Annotated in this window: 27 protein-coding genes; 17 read left to right on the plus strand and 10 right to left on the minus strand. The window is 66.0% G+C overall.

Going from position 1 to position 25,882, the window contains the following annotated elements; genetic code table 11:
- Positions 1 to 47: 47 nt before the first annotated feature.
- On the minus strand, positions 48 to 1,646 hold the full coding sequence (locus DT069_RS17860) for a PAS domain-containing sensor histidine kinase (protein WP_119461667.1): 1,599 nt from the start codon (positions 1,644 to 1,646) through the stop codon (positions 48 to 50).
- Positions 1,627 to 2,763 carry a DUF2336 domain-containing protein gene (locus DT069_RS17865; protein WP_162913265.1) on the minus strand — a complete coding sequence of 379 codons (1,137 nt, stop codon included), beginning with the start codon at positions 2,761 to 2,763 and terminating at the stop codon, positions 1,627 to 1,629. Before DT069_RS17865 ends, DT069_RS17860 begins: the two co-directional genes overlap by 20 nt.
- An 835-nt stretch (positions 2,764 to 3,598) precedes the next feature.
- On the opposite strand from DT069_RS17865, the gene DT069_RS17870 reads away from it, so the two are divergent.
- The 3 genes from DT069_RS17870 to DT069_RS17880 are packed head-to-tail and all read left to right on the plus strand — an operon-like array spanning position 3,599 to position 6,805.
- On the plus strand, positions 3,599 to 4,816 hold the full coding sequence (locus DT069_RS17870) for a tetratricopeptide repeat protein (RefSeq protein WP_162913266.1): 1,218 nt from the start codon (positions 3,599 to 3,601) through the stop codon (positions 4,814 to 4,816).
- Between the two features lie 17 nt (positions 4,817 to 4,833).
- On the plus strand, positions 4,834 to 6,189 hold the full coding sequence (locus DT069_RS17875) for a FecR family protein (protein WP_119461670.1): 1,356 nt from the start codon (positions 4,834 to 4,836) through the stop codon (positions 6,187 to 6,189).
- 58 nt (positions 6,190 to 6,247) lie between these two features.
- Positions 6,248 to 6,805, plus strand: coding sequence for an NUDIX hydrolase (locus DT069_RS17880; protein WP_119461671.1), 558 nt, complete (start codon positions 6,248 to 6,250; stop codon positions 6,803 to 6,805).
- A 76-nt stretch (positions 6,806 to 6,881) separates the two neighbouring features.
- Here the strand turns inward: DT069_RS17880 and DT069_RS17885 are convergent, their stop codons facing one another.
- A complete protein-coding gene (locus DT069_RS17885) occupies positions 6,882 to 7,832 on the minus strand; it encodes an alpha/beta fold hydrolase (protein ID WP_119461672.1) in 951 nt (316 codons plus the stop codon).
- A 202-nt stretch (positions 7,833 to 8,034) separates the two neighbouring features.
- Between DT069_RS17885 and DT069_RS17890 the strand changes: the two genes are divergently transcribed.
- A complete protein-coding gene (locus tag DT069_RS17890; protein WP_119461673.1) occupies positions 8,035 to 9,267 on the plus strand; it encodes an MFS transporter in 1,233 nt (410 codons plus the stop codon).
- 72 nt (positions 9,268 to 9,339) lie between these two features.
- Positions 9,340 to 10,272, plus strand: a complete 933-nt coding sequence (locus tag DT069_RS17895) for an MBL fold metallo-hydrolase (protein WP_119461674.1) — start codon at positions 9,340 to 9,342, stop codon at positions 10,270 to 10,272.
- 19 nt (positions 10,273 to 10,291) lie between these two features.
- Here the strand turns inward: DT069_RS17895 and ftsY are convergent, their stop codons facing one another.
- From ftsY to DT069_RS25025, 4 genes are all read right to left on the minus strand, one after another.
- Positions 10,292 to 11,248, minus strand: a complete 957-nt coding sequence (gene ftsY, locus DT069_RS17900) for a signal recognition particle-docking protein FtsY (protein WP_425450350.1) — start codon at positions 11,246 to 11,248, stop codon at positions 10,292 to 10,294.
- On the minus strand, positions 11,245 to 12,507 hold the full coding sequence (gene mtaB, locus DT069_RS17905; protein ID WP_119461675.1) for a tRNA (N(6)-L-threonylcarbamoyladenosine(37)-C(2))-methylthiotransferase MtaB: 1,263 nt from the start codon (positions 12,505 to 12,507) through the stop codon (positions 11,245 to 11,247). The genes ftsY and mtaB overlap by 4 nt, the downstream gene beginning before the upstream one ends.
- Positions 12,500 to 13,345: a diaminopimelate epimerase gene (gene dapF, locus DT069_RS17910; RefSeq protein ID WP_119461676.1), complete on the minus strand. Its 846-nt coding sequence runs from the start codon at positions 13,343 to 13,345 to the stop codon at positions 12,500 to 12,502. Before dapF ends, mtaB begins: the two co-directional genes overlap by 8 nt.
- A 130-nt stretch (positions 13,346 to 13,475) precedes the next feature.
- The gene (locus tag DT069_RS25025) at positions 13,476 to 13,892 is read right to left on the minus strand and encodes a PEP-CTERM sorting domain-containing protein (RefSeq protein ID WP_425450351.1); all 417 of its coding nucleotides are present in this window, start codon (positions 13,890 to 13,892) and stop codon (positions 13,476 to 13,478) included.
- 680 nt (positions 13,893 to 14,572) lie between these two features.
- On the opposite strand from DT069_RS25025, the gene ffh reads away from it, so the two are divergent.
- The 11 genes from ffh to DT069_RS24690 all read left to right on the plus strand — a co-directional run bounded on the left by ffh (position 14,573) and on the right by DT069_RS24690 (position 22,522).
- The gene (gene ffh / locus DT069_RS17920) at positions 14,573 to 15,922 is read left to right on the plus strand and encodes a signal recognition particle protein (protein ID WP_119461678.1); all 1,350 of its coding nucleotides are present in this window, start codon (positions 14,573 to 14,575) and stop codon (positions 15,920 to 15,922) included.
- 54 nt (positions 15,923 to 15,976) lie between these two features.
- Complete coding sequence (gene rpsP / locus DT069_RS17925; RefSeq protein WP_119461679.1) at positions 15,977 to 16,342, plus strand: 30S ribosomal protein S16; 366 nt, start codon at positions 15,977 to 15,979, stop codon at positions 16,340 to 16,342.
- A gap of 24 nt (positions 16,343 to 16,366) precedes the next feature.
- The gene (rimM, locus tag DT069_RS17930) at positions 16,367 to 16,912 is read left to right on the plus strand and encodes a ribosome maturation factor RimM (RefSeq protein WP_119461680.1); all 546 of its coding nucleotides are present in this window, start codon (positions 16,367 to 16,369) and stop codon (positions 16,910 to 16,912) included.
- Positions 16,909 to 17,679 carry a tRNA (guanosine(37)-N1)-methyltransferase TrmD gene (trmD, locus tag DT069_RS17935; RefSeq protein WP_119461681.1) on the plus strand — a complete coding sequence of 257 codons (771 nt, stop codon included), beginning with the start codon at positions 16,909 to 16,911 and terminating at the stop codon, positions 17,677 to 17,679. The genes rimM and trmD overlap by 4 nt, the downstream gene beginning before the upstream one ends.
- Positions 17,676 to 18,101, plus strand: coding sequence for a 50S ribosomal protein L19 (gene rplS, locus DT069_RS17940; protein ID WP_119461682.1), 426 nt, complete (start codon positions 17,676 to 17,678; stop codon positions 18,099 to 18,101). The genes trmD and rplS overlap by 4 nt, the downstream gene beginning before the upstream one ends.
- Positions 18,102 to 18,152: 51 nt before the next feature.
- On the plus strand, positions 18,153 to 19,559 hold the full coding sequence (leuC, locus tag DT069_RS17945) for a 3-isopropylmalate dehydratase large subunit (RefSeq protein ID WP_119461683.1): 1,407 nt from the start codon (positions 18,153 to 18,155) through the stop codon (positions 19,557 to 19,559).
- 15 nt (positions 19,560 to 19,574) lie between these two features.
- Entirely contained in the window at positions 19,575 to 20,060 is a 486-nt protein-coding gene (locus DT069_RS17950; protein WP_119461684.1) for a GNAT family N-acetyltransferase, read from the plus strand.
- 53 nt (positions 20,061 to 20,113) lie between these two features.
- Complete coding sequence (leuD, locus tag DT069_RS17955) at positions 20,114 to 20,725, plus strand: 3-isopropylmalate dehydratase small subunit (RefSeq protein WP_119461685.1); 612 nt, start codon at positions 20,114 to 20,116, stop codon at positions 20,723 to 20,725.
- A gap of 127 nt (positions 20,726 to 20,852) precedes the next feature.
- Positions 20,853 to 21,965, plus strand: coding sequence for a 3-isopropylmalate dehydrogenase (gene leuB, locus DT069_RS17960; protein WP_119461686.1), 1,113 nt, complete (start codon positions 20,853 to 20,855; stop codon positions 21,963 to 21,965).
- 181 nt (positions 21,966 to 22,146) lie between these two features.
- A complete protein-coding gene (locus tag DT069_RS25030) occupies positions 22,147 to 22,326 on the plus strand; it encodes a hypothetical protein (protein ID WP_119461687.1) in 180 nt (59 codons plus the stop codon).
- 13 nt (positions 22,327 to 22,339) lie between these two features.
- Positions 22,340 to 22,522 (plus strand): hypothetical protein, encoded by a 183-nt coding sequence (locus DT069_RS24690; RefSeq protein WP_162913269.1) that lies wholly within the window; start codon positions 22,340 to 22,342, stop codon positions 22,520 to 22,522.
- A gap of 77 nt (positions 22,523 to 22,599) precedes the next feature.
- Here the strand turns inward: DT069_RS24690 and DT069_RS17970 are convergent, their stop codons facing one another.
- Entirely contained in the window at positions 22,600 to 22,941 is a 342-nt protein-coding gene (locus tag DT069_RS17970; protein WP_119461688.1) for an Mpo1-like protein, read from the minus strand.
- A gap of 98 nt (positions 22,942 to 23,039) precedes the next feature.
- Here DT069_RS17970 and DT069_RS17975 point away from each other — a divergent pair, with 98 nt between their 5' ends.
- Positions 23,040 to 24,065, plus strand: coding sequence for an aspartate-semialdehyde dehydrogenase (locus tag DT069_RS17975; RefSeq protein ID WP_119461689.1), 1,026 nt, complete (start codon positions 23,040 to 23,042; stop codon positions 24,063 to 24,065).
- A gap of 117 nt (positions 24,066 to 24,182) precedes the next feature.
- Here the strand turns inward: DT069_RS17975 and DT069_RS17980 are convergent, their stop codons facing one another.
- Together DT069_RS17980 and pdxY are read right to left on the minus strand one after the other, a co-directional pair.
- Positions 24,183 to 24,698 (minus strand): PAS domain-containing protein, encoded by a 516-nt coding sequence (locus tag DT069_RS17980; protein ID WP_119461690.1) that lies wholly within the window; start codon positions 24,696 to 24,698, stop codon positions 24,183 to 24,185.
- Between the two features lie 303 nt (positions 24,699 to 25,001).
- Positions 25,002 to 25,850, minus strand: a complete 849-nt coding sequence (pdxY, locus tag DT069_RS17985; RefSeq protein ID WP_119461691.1) for a pyridoxal kinase PdxY — start codon at positions 25,848 to 25,850, stop codon at positions 25,002 to 25,004.
- Positions 25,851 to 25,882: the final 32 nt, after the last annotated feature.

Raw genomic sequence — 25,882 nt, forward strand, 5'->3', positions numbered from 1 at the left:
GGCGCGGCGGTTGCCGCGCAATGCCGTCGAACGTCAGGCCAGAAACGTCAGGCCGGAATCAGGCGCTCCGCCGGAAGCCGGACCGTCACCGTTGTGCCGGCGCCGAGTTCGCTCTTCAGATCGATGCTGCCGCCATGCAGGCTCACCAGACCCTGGGTCAGCGGCAGGCCCAACCCGGTGCCGTCATATTTGCGGTTAAGCCGGCTGTCGACCTGGCCGAACGGTTCCATGACCCGTTCCAGATCCCCGGGGCCGATGCCGATACCCGTGTCCGCCACCGCCATCAGCAGGTCGCCGTTCTCGTCGAGCCTTGCCGAAAGCTCGATCCGCCCGCCGGCCGGTGTGAACTTGACGGCGTTGGAAAGCAGGTTAATCAGCACCTGCTTGAGCTTGCGGTCGTCGGCGCGGAGCAACGGCACATCGGGTGCGACCGCGCTCACCAGCGCTACCTCCGCTCTCGTCGCTCGCTCGCGGATCAGCCGGAGCACGGCCTCGAAGATGCGCAGGACATCCACCTCCTGCTCGATCAGATTGGCCTTCCCCGCCTCGATCTTCGAAACGTCCAGGATATCGTTGATGACTTCGAGAAGATGTCGGGCGCTGTCATGGATGTCGCCGACATATTCTTGATATTGCCGGGTGCCGACCGGACCGAGCAACTCCATCTGCATGATCTCGGAGAAGCCGATGATGGCATTGAGCGGCGTCCGCAGCTCGTGGCTCATATTTGCCAGGAACTCGGTTTTCGCCCGGCTCGCCATCTCCGCCATGTCCTTGGCGGTTCGCAGTCCCAACTCGCGCTTGTGCAGTTCGGTGATGTCCGACGCCGTGCCGCGAAAGCCGATCAGGGCGCCGCTCTTGTTGCAGAAGACCGGCACCGCGTTCAGCAGGAAGAGCTTGCTCTCGCCGTTTCTGGTAAGGGCCTCGAAGGGCAGGTCGCGAAACGGCGATTGCTGCGCAAAGCGCTGCTCGATCGTCGAATGGTTCGTGCCGCTGCCGCTGAGCGAGAGGAAATTGCGGCCGATCAGCTCACGCGGATGGAAGCCGAGAACCTCAATGACCCGATGCGAGACGCTGGTGAGGGTGAGCTTGGTGTCCGTCTCCCAGATCCAATCTGAGACGAGCCGCGTGATGTCGTCGAGGCGCTCCCGCGTTCGCGCCAGGGTCTCGATCTGCTGTGAATCTTCCGGCGCCGTCTGGACAATGCCGGCGATTGCGACGATCCGGCCGGCCTCGTCATGCAGCGGCAGGTGTCGCGAGCGTAGATGCTGGACCGTTTGCCCGATGGCCACGGTGTCTTCCCGGAAGACCATGCTTTCCAGGAGCAGGACTTCCGCGGCGATTTTGTCCGTGGGCAGGAGGGTGTCACCGTTCTTCGGCTCGCCCATGGCCGCCGCGACCAGGCGGCGGAACCCCAGATTCGCCCAGATGATCGTTCCGTTGAGGTCGCCGACATAGATCGCCGGTCCGTGGTCGAGAAGCTCCTTCTTGAAGATCTCGCGCAGGATACCCGGCGGGGGTGCCTGTTCCTCCAGCGACTCGGCCCAAAGAATATTATCGGCCGCCCGTAAAGACGTCTGGGAGGAGGCCCCGGGAGCAACCTGAGGCGCCGCGACCTCGGTGACATCAGGTCGCCGCGTCGTCACTCCGGGTCTCCTCAACCTGCTTGATGGCGTAGAGCAGCCTTCGGTCGCGACGCCAGCGTGCAAGGACGGTCTTGGCCGCCTCCGGCGTGATTCGATCGTACAGTGCCAATATCCGCGACAATTCCCGTGGATCCGTAACCCTGTCACTGGGCCGCGCCCTACGGCTCAGCAGAAAGATCGAGGCAAATAATGACTTATCAATATCTATTGCTCGGCAGACGATGGCAAGGCCTTCTCCGCCGGGCTCGAAGAGAAAGCGCCGAATTAAGGTCAGCCTAAGCTTGCTCAATTGGGCGAGTAGCGCCTCGAACAGGGGGATTTCGCCTTGCCGCAGCGTCTGGATCAGCAGTTGCGGCGTGATCTCGTTCGCTTCGGCGATCCGTCGGGCCAGCACCATGGCCGCGCCGGAGTCGGCCGGGTCGGCGTCCTCCGCGACCTTCTTCAGCGCCTCTGCCGTGACCGCCTCGATCGCATTGTCCAGCGCCGTCACATCGATGTCGAAGCTCTCCACGATATGCTGGCGCAGGGCCGCCGAGACCCAGAAATACATCTTCTTCGCCAAGCTCGGGCTGAGGTCGCGCCGCCGCAGGATCGGCTCCTGGAAACTGTCGACGGTCTTCGACCGGTCGACGAGGTAGGCCATCGTCGCCTCAGAGATCCGTGCGTTCGGATTTTCGAGAAGCGTCTTGATGACGTCGACATTGTTGGTCTCGACCAGTGCGTCGGACACGGGCTCGGTCACCGTCCGCCGCATTGCGACAGTCAGCTGGTGGTCGAGCGACCGGTGGCGGACGATCTCGATGAGCTCGATGTCCAGCAGCGCATCGCTCTTCAGCAGGATCGGCGCGGCGACGTCGATCTCATCATTGGCCAGAGTGACGACGATCTCGTGCGGAACATTGCCGGCCGTCGCCAGTCGCTCGCTGAGTGCGCGCCGCACCGGCAAAGCGACGTCGTGGATCAGCTTCTTCAGGATATCGGTCATTAAGACGCGTTCCTGCGCCGTGACGACCGTCTCCCGCTCCGAGAGCAGGTCGGCGACGATAGCCACAAGGCGTTTGCGCCCCTCGACGGACTTGTCGCGCGCTAGGCCAAGCAGATGGTTTGCGTCTGCCATCGTCGGTGCCATTGGATCACTGTTGTCCTCATGCAGCCATCATTGCCCGACCGGTAACGTCCTGCGGCCTGGTTCCCGGACCTGGCTTCGCCGAAAACCGGTCCATCGGGCTTCGCTCGAAGCCCTTCGTGCGTCGATCGCTCCGACGGTGGAGCGCCAAGGGCTGCAAGGCCGCATGATCCGGCGGCGGCACGCATCGGCCGACATGTCAAAGACGCACATGAGGGCCTTTGTATTTAGGCAGCATTACATAGGCATTTTAAGAAACCATTACCGCTAAACTTGAGCGTTCCGTCCTATATTTCGGGTGCGCCTGCTCCGCCGTCGGCAGGTTCGCGGCGGGGCACCGACCGGGCCGATGCCGCCGGATGGGAGTGATCCGACGCATCGAAAACCGCAAGTAATTGAGATTCAATTTTCTTATCCCTTTCTTCCATGCTATGTAATGGCGCTGGCGAGGAAATATTGCTGCATGCAGTATCGTCGCCACGGGGCGCCGTCACTTAAGGCAGGCGGGAGATTCAGCACGCGGCGTCGCGAGCGGCGCTGCTGCTCGGTCCCGCGCCGTTTCGGCTCCTCACCCATAGTTTTTGACTGACCAAAACGAAGGATGGCGGCGATATCGGTCGGCCGCCTTCCGACAAAAAACAAGATCGGGCGTCATCTTATGCGCAGCTTTCCGGGTCGGCGCGCTCGGCGTGCCATTCTTTTTCCATGTCTTCTCCTCGTTGCAATCTGCGGTATGGCCGCGGATCAGGGGGCTGACGCGGCAGCCGCTCGGCCCTCCACAGATCAGGCCGTTCTCCAGCGCGCCTATGAGTCGGCGTTTCAGGAGATGCTCCGCCGCCCGGCCGATCTCGATCTCGTCTTCCGTTATGCGGAGCTGGCGATCCGGCTCGAGAATTACGAGGCCGCGATCGCGGCGCTCGAGCGGCTGCTGCTGTTCAACCCCGATCTGCCGCGGGTGCGGCTGGAGCTCGGCGCCCTCTATTACCGCCTCGGTTCCTATGATCTCGCGCGCAGCTATTTGGTCCGGGCGCTCGAAAGCGAAGCGGTGCCGGAGCCGGTGCGCCACCGGGCGCGGACCTATCTCGACGAGATCGACGAGCGCACGGCCCGCCACCGCATCGACGGCGCGGTCCTTTTCGGTGGCCGTTGGCAGAGTAACGCGAATGCCGGCCCCGCCTCGCCCGAGGTAAGGGTCTTCGGCGGCACCGGCCGGCTGGACGATGCCTTCACTGAGCAGAGCGACGCCAATATGTTCCTCTCGGCGCGCGCGACCCACAGTTACGACCTCGGCACGCAGTGGCCGGACGAGCGGTTCGAGACGACGGCGACCGGCTATTTCTCGCGTCACGAGGACGAGGAGCAGCTCGATGCCGGGCTCCTCGAGCTGGCAAGCGGCCCGCGCTTCGCGCTGCTTCCCGATTTTCTCGACGGCGCCACCATCCGGCCCTATAGCATCGCCAATTACGTATGGCTGGACGACGAGTCCTATTTCCGGACGCTGGGCGCCGGCCTCGAGGCGGACTACCTGCCTTGGGACCGGCTGCGCCTGACCGGCGGCGGCGCCTATCTCGACCGCGACTACAACGATACCCGAAAGCGGCCGAATGCGCATGATCGCGACGGCCACGAATGGGTGTTCGACCTCGGCGGTGCCTATGCGCTGACTCCGACCAGCCTCTTCTCCGCGACGGTCGGGCTAAGCGACGAATCGCTGCATGCCGCCTTCGCCTCGAACCGCGAATATCGCCTGTTCGTCGGCTACACCAAACAGTACCAGGCGCCGTTCGGGCTGACCGGCCTGCCGTGGGTGACGACCCTTTCCGCGGGGCGCATCTGGACCGATTACGACGCATCCGATCCTCTGGTCGATCCGACCGTCAAGCGGTCCGATCGGGAGTGGCGACTGGGTGTGGCGACGGATATCGGCCTTGCCGAGGATTGGTCGCTGATCGTCAATCTCCAGCGGTTCGTCGTCGATAGCAACCTGCCGAATTATGAGTATGACAACTGGTCGGCGACCGTCGGCGCGGCCTGGAGCTTCTAGCAGAAGGAAGGATATCGATGCGTCGACGATTGGGTAGTCTCGGTCTGCTTCTTGCCGGCGCGGCGCTGGCACAGGATGCCTCGGCGCAGGAGGTCGAGGTCGGCGTGACCGCCGCGGTCAATCCGACGACGAAAGGATTCTCCCAGACCTTCGGCCAGCGGACCCTGGTGATCGGCTATGACATCGTCTTCGGCGAGCGGATCACCACGACCGATCGGGGGCAGGCGCAGATCCTGTTCATCGACGAATCGTCGCTGACCGTGGGCCCTAATTCCGACCTCGTCATCGACGCTTTCCTGTTCGATCCCGAAGCCGGCTCGGGGGAGCTCGCCGGCAGCCTGGCGAAGGGTGTGTTCCGTTATGTCGGAGGACGGATCAGCAAGACCAATCCGGTCGAGTTGCGCACGCCGACTGCGGTCCTCAGCATCCGCGGCGGCGTCGCCCTGTTCCGGGTCGACGGAGCCGGAACCACCACTGCGATCTTCATTTATGGAGAAGAGCTTCTGGTCGCCTCGGCCGCAGGCGGCGATGCGCGGCTGCAGCGCCCCGGCTATAAGGTGACGGTGCGGCCGGACGGCGCCCTGACTGCGATCGAGCCGGCTTCGCCGGAGGAGATTGCCGCCATTCTGGACGGCCTCGAAGGCACCGAGGGCGAGTCCGGCGGTGCCGGCGAAACGCCGACCGACGCGCGGGTCGCGCGGACGGCCATCGTCACGATCGGCTCCGGCGTCCAGCCCGGTACGATCGACGACCCGTCGCGGCGCAGCCTTGCGGTGACTGAACGGCTGGCCGATCCCGCCACGGCGGAGATCGCCGATCCGGCCGCCACCGATGATGCCGTCCAAGCGACTGAGGCAAGCCAATCCTTCGACCTCACCGATATCGACGCCATCGGCGGCGGTAGCGGCGGCGTGTCGGTCGATTTCGATGCGATCGGCGCTCAGTTCGGTCTTGCGAACCTCGACCCGTTGCCGCTTCCGGCGGCAGGAACGGCAACGCTCACGGGCTTCGCCATCGGAACAGTGGAGGATGGCGGCACGCTCCGCGTTGCGGATGGCGACTTCTCGCTGACGGCCGACTTCGCGAGCCGCACGGGAGATCTGTCGATCACCGACTTCGACGGCCGCGCCTTCGGCGGCACGGTCAGCGAGTCCGGCACCCACCATCGGCTCGTCGGCATGTTCAGTGGCACGTTGACCGAGATGGATCAGAACGGACCGCTCAACGGCACGGCCGACGGCGTCTTGGTGAGGTTCACGAATCCGGATCCGATAACCGCGACGGTCGGCAATTTCTCGGTGACCGACGGCAAGAGCTATACCGTCGATGGCGGCTTCATCGGCACCGATGATGGATCGATCATCAAGCCGTAGGGCTTCGACCCGCCCGGATCGGCTTGCTTGATCAGGCTCTGCGCGCCACATTAGCCCCATGTCCGAGTCTGCTGGAACACCGCCCGGGACTTTTCCGGGTAGCTTCGTCCGACGCGTTCCCGAAGGGGACAATCGTTCGCGGCTGGTCTGCACCGATTGCGGCTTCGTCAATTACGAGAACCCGAAGGTCGTCGTCGGTTCGGTCTGCGGCTGGGAGGACAAGATCCTGCTCTGCCGACGGTCGATCCACCCGCGCGCCGGCTTCTGGACATTGCCGGCCGGCTATCTGGAACTGCAGGAGACGACGGACGAAGGCGCGCTCCGCGAAGCGTGGGAGGAGGCGCGGGCGCGCATCGAGCTCGAGGGTGTGCTCGGCGTCTACAGCATCCCGCGGCTGAGTCAGGTCCAGGTGATCTATCGCGCCCGCCTGATTTCGCCCGACATTTCCGCCGGCCCGGAAAGCGCCGAGGTCGGGCTGTTCCGCTGGGACGAGATCCCGTGGGACGACATCGCCTTCCCATCGGTGCGCTGGGCGCTCTCGCATTACGACGAGGCGCGCGGCCACGCCGCGTTCCACGCCCGCGGCAATCCTGTCGGGGAGGCAGGGAACTTCTAGGGCTCGACCGCTTCCCCGCCTGCCGTCGCGGGCAGGCGGGGAAGCGGTCCGGCGGTCCCGAACCGCTGGGTTGCGCCTAGCTCGACTCCAACCGCGCCTCGATCAGCGGCATGAGCCAGGCACCGCGGTCGATGATGTTCATATGCGTCGTGCCCGGCAGGACGGCAAGTTGGGCGTCGGGAATTAGGCGCGCCATCTCCGCGGCATGCTCGATCCGCACGAAATCGTTGTCACCGATGACGAGCAGGGCCGGCGCACGCACGGCGCGAAGTTCGGCCTGGCTCCAGCCTTCCCATTCCGCCAGCATCTTGTTCAGCTTGGCCAGCACGCGGTCGAACACAGCCGGATCGGGGGCGTTGCGCTGGTAGCTCGCCTGCCAGGCGATGAAGTCGGCTTCGGTCGGCAGAAGCGGGATCAGGTCGGCCGAGGGCTGGTGCGCCGGGTTGCGCTGCATCTGAACCAGTTCGGGCAGCATCCCCTCAAGGGTGTAGGTCGCGCTGATCGGGGTGATGCTGCGGACCAGGTCCGGATGGCGGACCGCCATGCCGAGTGCGATCATTCCGCCCAGGCTGTGGCCGACGAAGTGGGCCTGCCTGATCCCCAGATGCGTCAGCACGCCGGCCGTGTCGTCGACCATCCGGTCGACCTTCGCCGGACCCTCGCGGTCGGCGGTATGCCCGTGCCCCTGTTGCTCGATGGCGATCACCGGCCGCGTGCCTGCGAGGCGGGGAAGCAGGTCGTCGGCGAAGGCCGTATCGATCGACATCATCCCGCCATGCAGCAGCACGACCGGTGTTTCTCCGGCGTCCGGCGCTCCGCCGTGCAGCTCGTAATAGACACGCAGGCCGTCGACCGTCGCATAGCCGCTGTTTCCAGTCATTTCCTTGTTTTCCATCGCGAACCCCCTATCGCTGCGGCCGAGACCCGCGGCCATTAGTGCGCCTCCGACCAACAGCAGCCGGCGGCTGCAGGTCGGACTCTCATGCGGGCCGATGCCGATCCGCCCTTGTGTCGCTCCGAACGTCATCACCGCTCCCCCAGTAGTGTGGCAACCAGAGGACGACCGAGGGGCGCCCGATCCGACATGCGGAACTAGAAAATGTTCAGGCGCCTTGCCGGTCGATGCCCGCTCTCCAACCCAAGCTGAAATTCAACCTGAGGCAAGATCAACTGCTGTACCAACTTTCCACGAAAGTTGGTAACAAGCAGGCATTCCACGCTTGGCCGGAATGAACCGGCTCGCCGGAAAGCAGAAGAGGTTCGTATTGCCCTTCGACCGATCGTCCGAACGGGCCGCCGCTGTCGGCCGTCGCGATGTCGCGGAGGCCGGCCCGGTCCCCTGGCTCGCCATTGCCGCCGTCATCGTGACGCTCGGAATTTTCGCGGTCACGATGGGTCTCACTTACCCACTGCTCGCGCTGGTGCTGGAGGCGCAGGGCGTTGACGCGGCCCTGATCGGCCTCAACGCCGCCATGACGCCGTTGGGATTGCTGGCCTTCTCGCTGGTCATCCCGAAGGTGGCGCAGCGCTTCGGCGCGTGGCAGGTGGTTGTCGCCTCGATTGCTCTCACCGGGCTGGTACTGCTGGCGCTCGGCGCCACCCGCTCGCTCACCCTATGGTTCCTGCTGCGCTTCCTCCTCGGCATCGGAATCAACGGCCTGTATGTGGTCAGCGAAACCTGGATCAACCAGCTCTCGACCGCCAAGGTCCGCGGCCGGGTCATGGGGCTTTACGCGACCGTCCTCTCCGGCGGCTTCGCCGCCGGCCCCTTCACGCTATCGCTCACCGGACCGGACGGGTGGGCGCCGTTCCTGATCGGGGCGGGCACCGCCTTCGCCTCCTTGCCGCTGCTGTTCCTCGCCCGCAGATCGCTGCCCGCCTTCGCCAACGAACAGGGCCCGACGCTGCTGCGCTTCCTGCCGCTTGCCCCCGTCCTCCTCACGGCCGTCGCCATATTGGCGCTGTTCGATCAGGCCGTGCTGTCGCTGTTGCCGATCTACGCCCTGCGCCACGGGCTGGGCGAGGCCACAGCCGCGGCGATCGTCGGCGTTCTGGCCATTGGCAATGTGCTGCTGCAATACCCGATCGGCTGGCTCTCCGACCGCCTGTCGCGCCGCGCTGTCATGATCGGCTGCGCCGTGCTCGCCGTTGCCGGCAGCCTGGCCTTGCCCTTCTCCATCACCGTGCCGGTCGTACTCTGGCCGCTGCTGATCCTGTGGGGCGCCGTCGCCTTCGGCGTCTTCACCGTGGCTTTGGCGGAGTTGGGCGATCGGTTCACCGGAGCCCTGCTGCTCGCCGGCAACGCCGCCTTCGCCTTCATGTGGGGCATCGGCGGCATCATCGGCCCGCCGGTGGCCGGCGGCGCCATGCGGCTTCTCGGGCCCGAGGGCCTGCCGCTGACGCTCGCCGTCAGCTTCGCCGCGCTCGCGCTGCTTGCCGGCCTCCGCCGCGATCAGGGTTAGCCCCTGGTCGCGTAATTTCGGGAACTGCACCCCGGCTCCGCTGTTCTATTCGCCATCGGCGGGAGCCAGATCATGCGCATTCATCATTTGAGCTGCGGGACCATGTGTCCCTGGGGTGGAGCCCTGATGTATGGCTGGCGCCGCGATCCCAGCCTGCGCCGGCTCGTCTGCCATTGCCTGTTGATCGAGACGGACCGCCACGGGCTGGTTCTGGTCGATACCGGTATCGGTTTGCGCGACGTGCGGAAGCCGAGGCCGCGGCTCGGCTGGTTCTTCCTGTTGCTGAACGGCATCCGGCTGCAGGATGAGCAGACCGCGCTGCACCAGATCGAGCAGCTTGGCTTCCGGGCAACCGATGTTCGCCACATCGTCCTTACCCATCTGGACTTCGACCATGCCGGCGGGATCGAGGACTTTCCGGAGGCTGTGGTCCATCTCCTCGGTGCAGAACTGCAGGCGGCAAGCCAAGGGCGCCGCGGCTTCATCGCCCGCCAGCGCTATCGGCCGCTGCAATGGGACAAGCATGTCCGCTGGCGGAACTATGGGGCGGGCGGCGAGCCCTGGTTCGGGTTCGACTGCGTACGCGACCTCGACGGCCTGCCGCCGGAAATTCTGCTGGTCCCATTGATCGGGCACACCTGGGGCCACAGCGGCGTTGTAATCCGGCTGCCGGACCGCTGGCTGCTGCATGCCGGCGATGCCTACTTTCACGTGGAGGAGATGAATCCGGCGGCCCCGTCCTGCCCGCCCGGCTTGCGTGCCTATCAACGGATGATGGAGGTCGACCGACGCGCGCGCCTGCATAACCAGCATCGCCTGCGCGGGCTGGCGCGAGCGCAGCCGGAACCGGTGGAGGTCTTTTGCAGTCATGACCCGCTGGAATACATTCGTCTGCGGAATCGGGCTTGGTACGACACCGACACGCAGCCGCCGGCGGATATCCGGCCGCCGCGCTATCCGGGTGCGGAAGAGTCGCCCTATGCCGCCGGGCAGGCGGCACTCTGACCTCTCAGCGCGCGAAGGCTTAAGAGTCCAACCCCATCAGCGAGCGGGCGAAGGTGCGGGCCTCGAAGGGACGCAGATCGTCGGCGCCCTCGCCGACACCGATCGCATGGACCGGCAGCTTGAACTTCTCGGCGAGCGCAACCAGGACGCCGCCGCGGGCGGTGCCGTCCAGCTTCGTTACCACCAGGCCGGTCACGTTGGTGATCTCACGGAACACCTCGACCTGCTGATGCGCGTTCTGCCCCGTCGTTGCGTCGAGCACGAGCAGGCAGTCATGCGGCGCCGTCTCGTCGACCTTGCGCAGCACGCGGATGATCTTGGACAGCCCGGCCATCAGATCGGCCTTGTTATGCAGCCGGCCGGCCGTGTCGATCAGCAGCAGGTCCACGCCCGCCCGCTGTGCCTCGACAAGCGCGTCATAGGCGAGGCCCGCGGCGTCGGCGCCGGTCTCGCGCGCGATTACTGGCGCACCGGTCCGGTCTCCCCAGATCTTGAGCTGCTCGACGGCGGCGGCGCGGAAAGTGTCGCCGGCCGCCAGCATCACCGACTTGCCTTCCTCGCGCAGCGCCTTGGCCAGCTTGCCGATGGTCGTGGTCTTGCCGCTGCCGTTGACGCCGACCACCAGCATCACCTGCGGCTTCTTCGCGGGATCGAGTTCGAAGGGCTCGGCCACCGGTTCGAGGATCTTGGCGATCTCCTCGGCCAGCGCGGCGCGCACCTCCTCCGGCGTGACCTCCTGGTTGAAGCGGTTCCGGCGCAGGGTCGCCGTCAGTTCCGCCGCCGTCGTGACGCCGAGGTCGGCGGCGATCAGCAGCTCCTCCAGCTCCTCCAGCGTCGCGTCGTCGAGCCGACGCTTGGTGAAGATGCCCGTGATGCCCTCGCTCAGCCGGCTGGAGGACCGGCTGAGGCCCTCGCGCATGCGCGCGAACCAGCCGCGCTTGGCGGCCGCCTCTTGTGTGGTCTCGGTCTCGCTCATCCGATTCTCTGCCCAATCAGTTCCTGCTCGGTCACGCCGGTGATTCGGGCGGTCACGATCGCCCCGGGTGCGGCTTCGCCGTCGATCCGCACCGGGGCGAAATGCTCGCTATGGCCGTGGGACCGTCCGTCCACGGTCTTTTCAACCAGGACGGCGGCGTCCCGATCCCGGCGCGCTGCGAAAAACCGATGTCGCGCCGCATCGCCGGCCGCCCGCAGGCGCGCCGCCCGCTCCTTGCGCGCCGCACCTGGGACCTGCGGCATCCGCGCCGCCGGCGTCCCCTGCCGCGCCGAATAGGGGAAGACATGCAGATAGGTGAGGTCGCACTCTTCGACCAGCCCCAGGCTGTTCTCGAACATCGCCTCGGTCTCGGTCGGGAAGCCGGCGATGAGATCGGCGCCGAACACGATATCCGGCCGAAGATCACGCGCCCGCCGGCAGAACGCGATCGCGTCCGTCCGGCTGTGGCGGCGCTTCATCCGCTTCAGGATCATGTCGTCGCCGGCCTGCAGGCTCAGATGCAGATGCGGCATCAGCCGCGGCTCGCCCTCGATCAGCCGGATCAGGTCGGCGTCGACCTCCACCGGATCGAGCGAGGAAAGCCGCAGCCGGGGCAACTCCGGCACCTGTGCCAGCAGGCGCCGCGCGATCTGGCCCAGCGTCGGCCGGCCGGGCAGGTCGGCGCCATAGGCGGTGATGTCGACGCCGGTCAGCACCACCTCGCGGGTGCCGGCCTCGACCAGCGCGCGGACCTGCGCGACGATCTCGCCCAGCGGCACGCTGCGGCTCGGCCCCCGGCCATAGGGGATGATGCAGAAGGTGCAGCGATGGTCGCAACCCTGCTGGACCTGGACGAAGGCGCGCGTCCGGCCCTCGAAACCGGAAATCAGATGGCTGGCGGTCTCGCGCACGCTCATGATGTCGTTGACCGCCACGCGCCGATGTTCACCCGCTGCGCCGAAGCTCTCGGCCTTCAGCTTCTCTTCATTGCCCAGCACCCGGTCGACCTCGGGCATCGCGGCGAAGCCCTGCGGGTCGATCTGTGCGGCGCAGCCGGTAACGATGATCCGCGCTTCCGGATGGTCGCGCCGTGCCTTGCGGATCGCCTGCCGGGCCTGCCGCTCCGCCTCGGCGGTTACGGCGCAGGTGTTGACGATGATCGTATCGGCGAGGCCGGCGCTCTTCGCGTGCTCGCGCATCACTTCGGACTCGAAGGCGTTCAGGCGGCAGCCGAAAGTCAGGATCTGTGGCTCACTCATGACCGCCTCCCGCCAGCAGCGACTCGTCGATCCTGCCCGCGAAGCTGCGCGCCGCCGGCCCGGTCATCCGGACATGGCCGTTCTCCAGCCATTCGATCTCCAGCGCGCCGCCGTCGAGCCGCAGCTCCGCCTTGCGCTCGGCCAGGCCGCGTCGCACCGCCGCCACCAGGGTCGCGCAGGCGCCGGTGCCGCAGGCCCGGGTGATGCCGGCGCCGCGCTCCCACACCCGCATCCGGATGCGGGTCGGCGACAGCACCGTGGCGACCTCGATATTGGCGCGCGCCGGGAACATCGGATGGCGCTCCAGCACCGGCCCGATCCGGGCAAGGTCGATCGCCTCGGCATTCTCGACGAAGAAGACGGCGTGCGGGTTGCCGATATTGACCGCGACCGGGTCGGCCAGCGGCCCCTCGGCCAAGTCGAGATGCAGCGTGTCGGCCGCCGCGGCCAGCGGAACCTCCTGCCAGTCGAGCCGCGCCGGCCCCATATCGACGGCGATCCGGTCTGCCCCGGCGGCCTCCGCCGTCAAAAGCCCGGCCTCGGTCTCGATCGTCACCCGGTCGGTCTGCCGCTCGGCCATCAGCAGCGCCGCGACACAGCGGGTCGCGTTGCCGCAGGCCTCAACCTCGCCGCCATCGGCATTGCGGATGCGCATGCGCAAGTCGGCGCCATTTCGCGCCGGTTCCAGCAGGATCAACTGGTCGCAGCCGATCCCCGTCTTCCGGTCGGCGATCGCCCGCGCCTGCGCCGCCGTAAGGTCGAGCGGCCGCACCCGCCCGTCGAGAACGACGAAGTCGTTGCCCAGCCCATGCATCTTGGTAAAACTCAGCGCGCCCATGATGCCCTGCTATATGGCGCGAGATCGGGCCGGAGTCTAATGGGATTTCCCGCGCTCCTACCCGCGCCGGGCCATGGCAGGCACAGGGAAATGCGCCGGTCCGCGCGGGACCGGCGCTTCGCGGAAGACCTTAGGCGCGGCGACGCCGCCGCATCAGACCGAGTCCGGCGAGGCCGACGCCCAGGAGAGCGAGCGTCGCCGGTTCGGGAACGGGTGTGGTCGTCAGATCTTCGGTGGTCAGGCGGAAATTGTCGAACGTCCAGGCGCCACGGTCGGGAAGCGGCGATGCCGCGAGCCGAATACCCAGGGAGGTGGCGCCCGCATCGATAAGGTCATTGAAAATCGACGTGATGTCGAAGCTGAGCGTGTTGCCGATCACAAGCCCGCTCGTCAGAAAGGAGCCGACGGTACCGATGGACGCCGCGTGATAGTCGGCGACGTTCTCCGTATTGTTTCCGGAATAGGCGAAGATCGAGATGCTTCCGTCGAACGGGAAATCGTTCTCTCCTTCGAATAACCCTCCGTCGTCGAAGACCTCGAAGCTCACGAAAGCGCTGGCGGTGTTCGAAAGGCCCGTCAGATTATATTCGGAAAGTCCGCGGACCTCTTCGTTGTTAGATACGTCGTTGTACCGGCCGACCTCAGCCTTTCCGGCCGGGTTCCCGAACTCTCCTCCGGTGCTGGAGTGAAAGTGAGTCCCGAAGGATGTATCCCCGTGGCTGGCCACGGAGAAAGTAAAACCATTCGTGATCACGGCCGCATGAGCAGTGGATCCGATTGTGTTCCAGGAACCCAAGGAAACCGCGGCTGCCAGTATAACCGACCGCGTAAGCCCCCTAATATTAACCATTTTAGCCACCCCCTTATTAAAAAATTTCAGAACGACGGACGTATTGCAAAATTTGTGCCAAATTATTATGTTGTTTTCTTATAGTTACTTATCGAAAGCAGTCGACCTGCTGAGGTATGAATTGTAAAATTCCTTGACGGCTTGATTCGGTCTGTCCGGACGCTGAGGCGAACAGGTGGTCGGGGGGGATTAAGGCTGCTGCAATCGCCTTGACTCCGCCAAACGGCGCGCCTACGTTCCGGTTCGCCTGCTACAGCAAGGAATTCCGGCCCCGAGGGGCTCCGCCCGTCCGCGAGTGTCGCGCACGGGCGTTAATGCGCTTTTGCGTTGGGGGTACGGCGACTCTCGATCGCAGATTCACGGTGGTTGGACGAAGCATGTTTGAAAACCTAAGCAATCGACTGGGCGAGGTGTTCGACCGGCTGCGGAAGCGCGGTGCGCTGTCCGAGGCCGATGTCGACGCCGCGCTGCGCGAGGTGCGCGTGGCCCTGCTCGAGGCCGACGTGGCGCTGCCGGTGGTGAAGGACTTCGTCGCCGGGGTGAAGGAGAAGGCCGTCGGCGAGCAGGTGGTGAAGAGCGTCACCCCCGGCCAGATGGTCGTCAAGATCGTCCATGATCACTTGGTCGAGACGCTGGGCGCCGAGTCCAAGGGCGTCAATCTGAATGCCCCGGCGCCGGTGCCCGTGCTGATGCTGGGCCTGCAGGGCTCGGGCAAGACGACCAGCACGGCCAAGATCGCGCTGCGGCTGAAGACCCGCGACAAGCGCAAGGTGCTGATGGCCTCGCTCGACACGCGGCGGCCCGCCGCGCAGGAGCAGCTCGCCATCCTCGGCATCCAGGCGGATGTCCCCACTCTGCCGATCGTGCCCGGCGAGCCGCCGGTGGCGATCGCCCGCCGGGCGATGCAGACGGCGCGGCTCGAAGGCTATGACGTGGTGATGCTCGACACCGCCGGCCGGCTGCATGTCGATGACGAGCTGATGGGCGAGGTCGCGGCGGTGCGCGACGCGGTCAAACCGGTGGAATCGCTGCTCGTCGCCGACGCGATGACCGGTCAGGACGCGGTCAACGTGGCGAAGAGCTTTAACGAGCGCGTCGGCCTCACCGGCATCATGCTGACCCGCATCGACGGCGACGCCCGCGGCGGCGCGGCGCTCTCGATGCGCGCGGTCACCGGCTGCCCGATCAAGCTGCTCGGCGTCGGCGAGAAGCTGGACGCGCTGGAGGACTTCCATCCGGACCGGGTCGCCGGCCGCATCCTCGGCATGGGCGACGTGGTCAGCCTGGTCGAGAAGGCGGCCGAGACCATCGAGCAGGAAGAGGCGGAGAAGCTTGCCGCCAGGATGCAGAAGGGGCAGTTCGACCTGAACGACCTCGCCCAGCAGCTCAAGCAGCTTCAGAAGATGGGCGGCCTCGGCGGGGTCATGGGCATGCTGCCCGGTATCGGCAAGATGCAGAAGCAGCTCGCCGGCGCCAAGCTCGACGACAAGCTTCTCGGCCGCCAGCAGGCGATCATCTCCTCGATGACCAAGATCGAGCGGCGCAAGCCTGAGCTGATCAAGGCCTCGCGCAAGCAGCGCATCGCCGCCGGATCCGGCACCACGGTGCAGGAGGTCAACAAGCTCCTGAAGCAGCATCAGGAGATGGGCCGAATGATGAAGCAGATGAACAAGCTCGGCAAGAAGGGCCTGATGCGCCACGGCCTCGGCGGCCTGATGCCGCGCTAGGCCAACCAAACCCATTTAATCGTCCATAAGGCGTCCACAAGGAGCAAGCAAAGCATGTCGTTGAAGATCCGTCTCGCCCGCGCCGGTGCGAAGAAGCGCCCCTTCTACCGCCTCGTGATCGCCGATTCGCGCAGCCCGCGCGACGGCCGGTTCATCGAGAAGGTCGGCACCTACAACCCGATGGTCGCGCGGGATCATCCGGAGCGGGTCACGTTGAACAACGAACGGCTCGAGCATTGGCTGAAGGTCGGCGCCCAGCCGACGGACCGCGTCGCGAAGTTCCTCAGCCAGGCCGGCCTGATGCCGGAGCGGCCGCGCACGGAGCAGACGAAGAAGAGTCAGCCGAAGGCCAAGGCGCAGGAGCGGCTGAAGGCGGCGGAAGAGGCCCGGGCCGCGGCCGCCGAGGCGCCGGCGGAATAGGCGCAGGCGCTTGGCGGACTCGCCATGGCCGGAAACGCCGAACCGCGAATCCTGGTCGGGGCGATCGCCGGGGCGCACGGGGTCCGGGGCCAGGTGCGGATCAAGAGCTTCACGGCCGAGCCGGCGGATGTCGCGGCCTATGGCCCGGTGTCCGACGAGAGCGGGGCGCGCCGGTTCACGCTGGCGGTCATCGGGCCGGCCAAGGGGGGGGTGATCGCCCGCATCGACGGAATCGGTGACCGCAATGCGGCGGAGGCGTTGAAGGGGATGCGGCTCTATGTCCCGCGCGCGGCATTGCCGGAGCCGGAGGAAGAGGCATTCTACCATGCCGATCTGATCGGCCTTGCCGTCGATCTGGCGGACGGATCGCGCTTCGGCCGGGTGGTGGCGGTGCAGAACTACGGAGCGGGTGACGTGCTCGAGATCCAGCCGGCATCCGGCGGCACGACGATCGTCGCGCCCTTCACCCGGGCCGTGGTTCCGCTGGTGGACATTGCGGGGCGGCGTATCCTGCTCGATCCGCCGTCGGGGTTGCTGGAGCCGGCCGGCCGGCCGGAGGAAGCGGAATGACTGCAGCTGCACCCTGCTGGACCGCCCGGGTCCTGACGATCTTCCCGGAGATGTTTCCGGGTCCGCTCGGCCTGTCGCTCGCCGGTAAGGCCCTGGAATCGGGGCTCTGGGCGCTGGAAACAGTAGACATGCGCGCGTTTGCGCGCGATAAACACCGCTCCGTCGACGACACTCCCTTCGGCGGCGGTCCGGGCATGGTAATGCGGCCCGACGTGGTCGATGCGGCGATCGCGGCGACTGCCGATGCCGATACGGGCGACGCCGATGCGGCACCCGCCATCTATCTCAGCCCGCGCGGACGGCTGCTGACGCAGTCCATCGTGCGAGAGCTTGCGGCGCGGCCGTCGGTGACGCTGCTCTGCGGGCGTTATGAAGGGGTCGACGAGCGGGTGCTGGCAGCGCGGCAGGTCGACGAGATCAGCCTCGGCGATTTCGTGCTGTCGGGCGGGGAACCGGCGGCGATCGCGCTGATCGACGCGGTCGTGCGGCTGTTGCCGGGCGTGCTTGGCGCGCCGGCGACGCTGGAGGAAGAGAGTTTCGAGCGGGGGTTGCTCGAATACCCCCATTATACCCGGCCGGCCGAATGGCAAGGGCGGGCGGTGCCGGAAGTTCTGCTGTCCGGCCACCATGAACGGATACGGGCTTGGCGGCGGCGCCAGGCCGAGGAGACAACCAGGGCCCGGCGTCCGGATTTATGGACCCGCTACGTCGCCGGCCTAAAAAATTTGGACCAAGCGGCGGCCGAGGAAGAAGGAAGCAAGCGATGAACATGATCCAGCAGCTCGACCAAGAGCAGATTACCAAGCTCAGCGCGAACGGGGCGGCGCCGGACTTCGCCCCTGGCGATACCGTGCGGGTAAACGTCAAGGTGGTGGAAGGCTCGCGTGAGCGCGTTCAGGCCTTCGAGGGGGTCTGCATCGCGCGCCGGAACGCCGGGCTGCAATCCTCCTTCACGATCCGCAAGATCTCCTACGGTGAAGGCGTTGAGCGTATTTTCCCGCTCTACAGCCCGCGCATCGCCAGCATCGAACTGGTCCGGCGCGGCGCTGTCCGGCGGGCGAAGCTGTATTATCTGCGCGGCCGGCGCGGCAAGTCGGCCCGGATCGCGGAGAAGACGACCGGTGCCGCCGGCAAGGCGAATGTCGACCGGAGCGCCAAGACCGTCGTCGATACCGAAGCGTCCTCGTAAGGTTCCGCGCCCCGGGACCGCCTTCCAGGGGCCGTATCGGGAAGAGTGAGCATGGCGAATCCGCGTACCCTGTTCGACAAGATCTGGGATGGTCACGTCGTCGATCGTCAGGAAGACGGCGTCTGCCGCCTCTATATCGACCGCCATCTGGTTCATGAGGTGACGAGCCCGCAGGCCTTCGAAGGGCTGCGGGCCGCCGGGCGTCAGGTCCGCCGGCCGCAAGCGACGCTGGCGGTGGCCGACCATAACGTCCCGACCACGGATCGCAGCGCGGGCATCAAGGAAGCGGAATCACGCATCCAGGTCGAGACGCTGGAGAAGAACTGCGCCGAGTTCGGCGTGCCTTACTTCTCCATGCAGGACGTCCGGCAGGGCATCGTCCATATCATCGGGCCGGAGCAGGGGCTGACGCAGCCGGGCATGACCATCGTCTGCGGCGACAGCCACACCGCCACCCACGGCGCCTTCGGCGCGCTCGCCTTCGGCATCGGCACCTCGGAGGTCGAGCATGTGCTCGCCACTCAGACGCTGATCCAGCAGCCGGCCAAGAACATGCGGATCACGGTCGAAGGCGATCTGCCGGTCGGCCTCACCGCCAAGGACCTGATCCTGGCGATCATCGGCAAGATCGGCACCGCCGGCGGCAACGGCCACGTCATCGAATATGCCGGCAAGGCGATCCGCGACCTCTCGATGGAGGGGCGGATGACGGTCTGCAACATGTCGATCGAGGGCGGCGCGCGGGCCGGCCTCATCGCACCGGACGAGACCACTTTCGCCTATCTCAAAGGCCGGCCGATGGCCCCGAAGGCCGGGGCATGGGAGCAGGCGGTCGCCCATTGGCGGACCCTGCCGTCCGATCCCGGCGCGCGCTATGACAAGGAGGTCACGCTCGACGTGGCCGAGATCGCGCCGCAGGTCACCTGGGGCACCAGCCCCGAGGATGTGCTGCCGATCACCGCATCGGTACCGGACCCGGCAAGCGCCAAGGACGAGACCCGGCGCCGTGCCATGCAGCGGGCGCTCGATTACATGGGGCTGACGCCCGGCACCCCGCTCAGCGACGTTGCCGTCGACCGGGTGTTCATCGGCTCCTGCACCAACGGCCGGATCGAGGATCTGCGCGCCGTCGCGCAACTGGTCCAGGGCCGCAAGGTGGCCGCGTCCGTCCAGGCGATGGTCGTACCCGGTTCGGGCCTGGTCAAGGAACAGGCGGAATCGGAAGGGCTCGACCGGGTTTTCATCGAGGCCGGCTTCGAGTGGCGCGAGCCCGGCTGCTCCATGTGCCTGGCGATGAACGCCGATAAGCTGGAGCCCGGCGAGCGCTGCGCCTCGACCTCGAACCGCAATTTCGAAGGTCGCCAGGGCCGCGGCGGGCGCACTCACCTGATGAGCCCGGCCATGGCCGCTGCCGCCGCCGTCACCGGCCGGCTGACCGACGTGCGGGATTTGACCTGAGAGCCTAGTTCGACCATGCCGGCGCCGCTCGACATCAAGGTCCGCGCGGTGCACCCTGATGACGCTACCGCCATTCTTCGGGTGCATGAGCAATCGATCCGGGAGCTCGGGCCGACCGGTTATGCACCGGAGGAGGTAGAGAGCTGGGCCGCGGGCCTGCGGGCTGAAGGCTATGTCGAGGAGATGGCATCCGGCGAGACCCTGTTGGTCGCGGAGGCGGAGAGCCGAATCGTCGGCTTCGGCGGATTGAAGAGCGAAGAGATCAACACCCTCTATGTTGCACCGGAGATGGCTCGCCGCGGCGTCGGGAGCGCCCTTCTGCAATCTCTCGAGAGTATCGCGCGGGACCGGGGGCGCCGTCGGTTGAGACTGACTGCAACCTTGATCGGTGAACCCTTTTATCGAAGGCACGGCTATCGCGAACTGGACCGCCGGAAGCATCCCACGCGCGGCGGCATCCTGATCGATAGCGTGGTGATGGAGAAGGATCTCGCCGCGTGACACGGCCCGGCCCGGCCGCTAAAGTCGGGCGGCCTCAAGACATCGGACCAGACATGCAGAAATTCACCTCCCTCACCGGCGTCGCCGCGCCGCTGCCGATGATCAATGTCGATACCGACATGATCATCCCCAAGCAGTTCCTGAAGACGATCAAGCGCACCGGGCTTGGCCGCAATCTGTTCGACGAGATGCGCTATGAGCCGGACGGGACCGAGAAGCCAGACTTCGTGCTCAACCGGCCGGCCTACCGCAAGGCGGTGATCCTGGTCGCGGGCGAGAATTTCGGCTGCGGGTCGAGCCGCGAGCACGCGCCCTGGGCGCTGCTCGATTTCGGCATCCGGTGCGTCATCGCCCCCAGCTTCGCCGACATCTTCTACAATAACTGCTTCAAGAACGGCATTCTGCCGATCGCGCTGCCGCAGGAACAGGTCGACAAGCTGATGGACGACGCCGAGCGCGGCGCCAACGCGATCCTGGCCATCAATCTCGAAAAGCAGGAGATCACCGGCCCCGACGGCGGGCGCATCCAGTTCGATATCGATCCGTTCCGCAAGCACTGCCTGCTGAACGGTCTGGACGATATCGGCCTGACGCTGCAGAAGGCGCCGGCGATCGAGGATTTCGAAGCACGGAACCGGGCCAGCCAGCCCTGGCTCTGGGCGTAAGCCGTAGCGGTGTGTCCTTCGACAGGCTCAGGACGAGGTCCTTGCAATTCCTCATGCTGAGCTTGTCGAAGCATGGATCACCTCGCGGCCGCTGATTTTTGATGATTTGTTAAATCGGAACAGACAGATGACATCCAACAAGAAACTTTTGATCCTCCCCGGCGACGGTATCGGGCCGGAGGTGATGCGTCAGGTCCGGCGGGTGATCGACTGGTTCGATCAGCGGCGCGCCGTGTCCTTCGATCTCTCCGAGGGGCTGGTCGGCGGCGCCGCGATCGATGCGCAGGGCGTGCCGCTGACGGACGAGACAATGGCGCAGGCGATGGCGGTCGACGCGGTTCTGCTCGGCGCCGTCGGCGGCCCGAAATGGGACGCCCTCCCCTTCGAGCGGAAGCCGGAGCGCGGTCTCCTGCGGCTGCGCAAGGAGATGGACCTCTTCGCGAATCTGCGGCCTGCCCTGGTCTTCGACGCGCTGGCCGACGCTTCCTCCCTGAAGACCGATCTCGTCCGCGGTCTGGACATGATGATCGTGCGCGAGCTGACCGGCGGCGTCTATTTCGGCAGCCCTCGCGGCATCGAAACCCTGCCCGACGGCACCCGGCGCGGCATCAACACGCAGGTCTACACCTCGCCGGAGATCCAACGCGTCGCTCGCGTCGCCTTCGACCTCGCCCGGCTGCGCCGCAAGCAGGTCTGCTCGGTCGAGAAGGCGAACGTGATGGAGAGCGGCATTCTCTGGCGCGAGGAGGTGCAGGCGGTGCACGATGCCGACTATGCTGATATCCAGCTCAGCCATATGTATGCCGACAACTGCGCCATGCAGCTCGTCCGCCAGCCCAAGCAGTTCGACGTGATCGTCACCGACAATCTGTTCGGCGACCTCCTGTCCGACTGCGCGGCGATGCTGACCGGCTCGCTCGGCATGCTGCCGTCGGCCTCGCTCGGCGCGGCGGACGCTTCCGGGCGTCGGCGCGCGCTCTACGAACCGGTTCACGGCACCGCGCCGGATATCGCCGGCAAGGACATGGCGAACCCGCTCGCAACGCTGCTCAGCTTCGCGATGCTGCTGCGCTACTCGCTCAATCTCGGCGACGATGCCGACCTGATCGAGCGCGCCGTGCAGAAGGTGCTGGCGGGCGGCCTGCGCACGGCCGATATCGTGACCCCGGGTGCGACCAAGGTCTCGACCTCCGGCATGGGTGACGCGATCCTCGGCGAGCTGGACAAGCTGGCGGCGTGATACTGGCCCAGCTTGACCGGCCAGCTTGACCGGTGGGGTGGCCGAGGCCTAACCTCGTCAGTTAGACAGAGCCGAGGTGCCGGAAATGCGCGTTATCTGCCTGACTGTCCTGGCCCTTTTCGCGATTGCCGCCTCGGGGTGGAGCGGTGCAGTGGCTGCTTGCTCCTGCCCGAAGGAAGCCATGATCAAGAAGCATGGTACAGTCAGCGCGATAGAGCCGTCGCCGCAAACGCCGCCGGCCGAAACGGCGACGCCTGCTGAACCGGCATCGACGGTGGAAGCGGCGGCCGCCAACGATTCGGCGGAATCGCTCGACAGCGCGGTCGGGACCGGTTACAGTCCGGGTCCGGAACTCCAATAGAGGAGTAGAGCCGATGGGTAGAATAACTGCTTTGTCCTTGGCTGGCCTGTTTGCCGCCGCCGTGACGATCCCGGGGATCGCCGCGGCTGCCTGCGCTGGCCATAACGTGACGGCTGAAACCACGACGGTGACCACGGTGGACGGAACCGGGAAAACCCCGGTGACCCCGATTCCGGAGACGAAAACCGGCGGCTGATCGTTTCCTCTACAAGCACACCAAAAGGGCCGCTTCGAGCGGCCCTTTTTCGTTGGATATTTTCTAATTGGGTATTTTCAAGCGTGCGGAGCGGCGATGCCGTGCTTGACGAGTTCGCGGTCGAGGCGGCCCGCCAGCCACAGGGCCAGCATGCGGAGATCGCTGATGAGGGACCAGACGGGATGACGGAAGGTGGCGGGCCGGTTGTGCTCGACGAACAGATGCGCGGCCCAGGCGAAGGCGTAGCCGCTGGTTACCGCGGCGATCAGCCAGCGCCAGTCGGCCGTGAGAATCGCCGTCGCAATCAGCGCGAGGGCGATCCCGGTTCCGAGCAGGTGCAAGGCGCGCGTCATCGGGTGGCGGTGCTCCGCGAGGTAGAAAGGCCAGAACTCGGCATAGCTGCGGATCGGTTTCGGCATTGGCGGCGACTTGAAGAGGATACCCGGCGGCGTACGTCACGCACGCCGGAGGTTTCTAGGTTATAGACATCAGACCCAACCAAAGGACGGTACTTGCCATGGGCTACAAGGTAGCAGTTGTCGGAGCGACGGGAAATGTCGGGCGCGAAATCCTGTCCACCCTCGCCGAGCGCGAATTTCCGGCTACGGAGGTGGTGCCGCTCGCATCCTCGCGCTCGACCGGCATCGAGGTTTCCTATGGCGAGGACGACGTTCTGAAGGTGCGCGATCTGGACGGGTTCGACTTCAAGGGGTGCGACATCGCGCTGTTTTCGCCCGGCGCCAAGGTCTCGGCGGTCCACGCGCCGCGCGCGGCCGCGGCCGGCTGCGTCGTCATCGACAACACCTCGCAGTTCCGCATGGATCCCGAGGTTCCGCTGGTCGTGCCGGAGGTGAACCCTCAGGACATCGCCGGCTACACCCGCCGCAACATCATCGCCAACCCGAACTGCTCGACCATCCAGATGGTTGTCGCGCTGAAGCCGCTGCACGATCTGGCGCGGATCAAGCGGGTCGTCGTCGCGACCTATCAGTCGGTGTCGGGCGCCGGCAAGGAAGCGATGGATGAACTGTTCACCCAGACGCGCGGGATCTACGTCAACGACCCGATCAAGAACGAGCGGTTCACCAAGCAGATCGCCTTCAACGTCATTCCCCATATCGACGTCTTCCTGGACGACGGCTCGACGAAGGAGGAATGGAAGATGGTGGTCGAGACGAAGAAGATCCTCGATCCGAGCATCACGGTTTCCGCGACTTGCGTGCGGGTCCCGGTCTTCATCGGCCATGCCGAGGCGGTGAACCTCGAATTCGAGAGCCCGATCTCGGCCGACGAGGCGCGCACCGCGCTCCGTGAGGCCCCGGGCGTCACCGTCATCGATCACCGCGTCGACGAGGGCTATGTGACCCCCGCCGAATGCGTCGGCGAGGACGCGGTCTTCGTCAGCCGCCTCCGCGAGGACCCGACCGTTCCGGATGGCCTCTCCCTCTGGGTCGTCTCGGACAATCTGCGCAAGGGCGCGGCGCTCAACGCGGTGCAGATCGCCGAGCATCTGATCAAGGACTATCTGCCGGGCGGCCGGTAGGCTGGAATTAGATAAACCAAATCAGTCTATTAGCGTCGCCGCGTGGTTGCCGTGTGGTTTCTGGCAAGCATATGGCAATCACGCGGCGTGCTAATTGCCCGGGGCTGTGTCACTGCGTCACCAGCGCCGCTCCAGATCGACGGCGGTGCAGATCACGTTGACCGTCCGGCCGTCGTCCGCCAGCGGAAACAGCGCATGGGCCAGTCGCCGAACGTAATCGGCCGCACCCACATAGTCGATTCCGGCGCACAAGGGCGCACCGCTTGCGACGACCCGCTCGTACTCAGCCCAAACCTTGTTCCCGCGCCGCATGTGGGACAGGTCCGAGAAACATATGCCGGTGTAGTTCCCCGCCACGATCCGATCAATTTCCGTGCCGACCAGGCGGAAGCGAAAGTCCAGCGGATCGCGGAGTACGTCGATCAGGAGAAGATAGGGCAGTAGCGGCTTGATCGCGGCCGGGTCGATATCGGCTCGCGCCGGCATCGGCCTGCCCGTGCGGAGGCTGTCCCAGTACGCCCAGGCTCGGCTGATATTGGGGAAATCGTCCGGGCGCAATGTGCTCCCCGCGGCGGGAGCGCTGTTATTCAAGACCGCACCCGTCCATGCTTCCTCGTCGGGCCTATCCGTCATGGGTACACGCTCATTTCGATGGAGCCGACCTCGTCTGTGCCCAGGAACCAGCTTGCCGTTGCAGAACGTTAGATGATGACGAATTGCTGGTCTAAAAAATGATAAATTACAGGGGCGCTCCAACCGTTGCGCCGCACTCAATCGCACACTGGACTGTGATTAATCGTCTTTTGCAGCCGTTTACCGAAGGCGTGGTAGAGCGGGCCGTGCGCTTCCTTTCGTGGCTGGTCACAGCGTCCGTTCCCGGGAGGGATGGCCGATGGCGGTGCCTCCGCTGGGATCGAGGCGGCCGCCCGATTCCCTTCACCGGACCTTCACCGGCGTGAATCGCGGTTCGGCCGCGACGAGCGCGTCCTGCGCGGCGATGATCCGAAGCTCCTCGGTGCCGGCTTCGGAACTCGCCTCGACGACGGCGTAGATCGCCGACACGGCGCGGGCGAGGGCCGTTTCCAAGCTCCGGTCGCGCAGATAGTGGCCCAGGAAGAGCGCGGCGAAGGTATCGCCGGCGCCAAAGGTCGGACAGTTCAGCGACGGCGTCGTCGCCAGCCAGGCGCCGTCTTGATCAACGCCGAGGACCTCGATCCGACCGGCCGGGCCGTCCTGCCGCCGCAGGCTGGTCACGATCACGAGATCGGGGCCGGATCGGCGCAGCCGATCGACCGCCTCGAGCGCCGCCGCCAGCGTCGCGGTGCTGCCGCCGGTCAGCTGTTCCAGCTCGAAGGCATTGGGAAGCGCGATATCGGCCGCCGCCGTCAGCCCGTCGAAGACCGGCGGGATGTCCGGCCCGACGAACAGTCCGCCCTCGCGGTCACCCATCACCGGATCGCAGCAATAGAGCGCCCGCGGATTGGCGGCGCGAACCCGGGCGACGGCGTCCAGCACGACCGCGCCGGTCCCGGCCGCGCCGAGATAGCCGCTGAGCACCGCGTCGCAGCGCTCCAACACCCCCAGCCGGGCGAGCCCGTCCAAGATCTCGGCGAGTTCGGCCGGCTCGTGCACTCGCCCGCTCCAGGTGTCATAGCCGAGATGGTTCGAGAAGCCGACCGTGTCGATCGGCCAGACATCAAAGCCCAGGCGCTGCAGGGGAAACACCGCGGCGGCATTGCCGACATGGCCATAGGCGACGCGGGACTGGATCGAGAGGATGTTCAAGGTTTCCGTGCCCTTGGAGGAGTTTGTTGGGG

Source organism: Virgifigura deserti, from assembly GCA_003576685.1.
Lineage (GTDB): Bacteria > Pseudomonadota > Alphaproteobacteria > Dongiales > Dongiaceae > Virgifigura > Virgifigura deserti.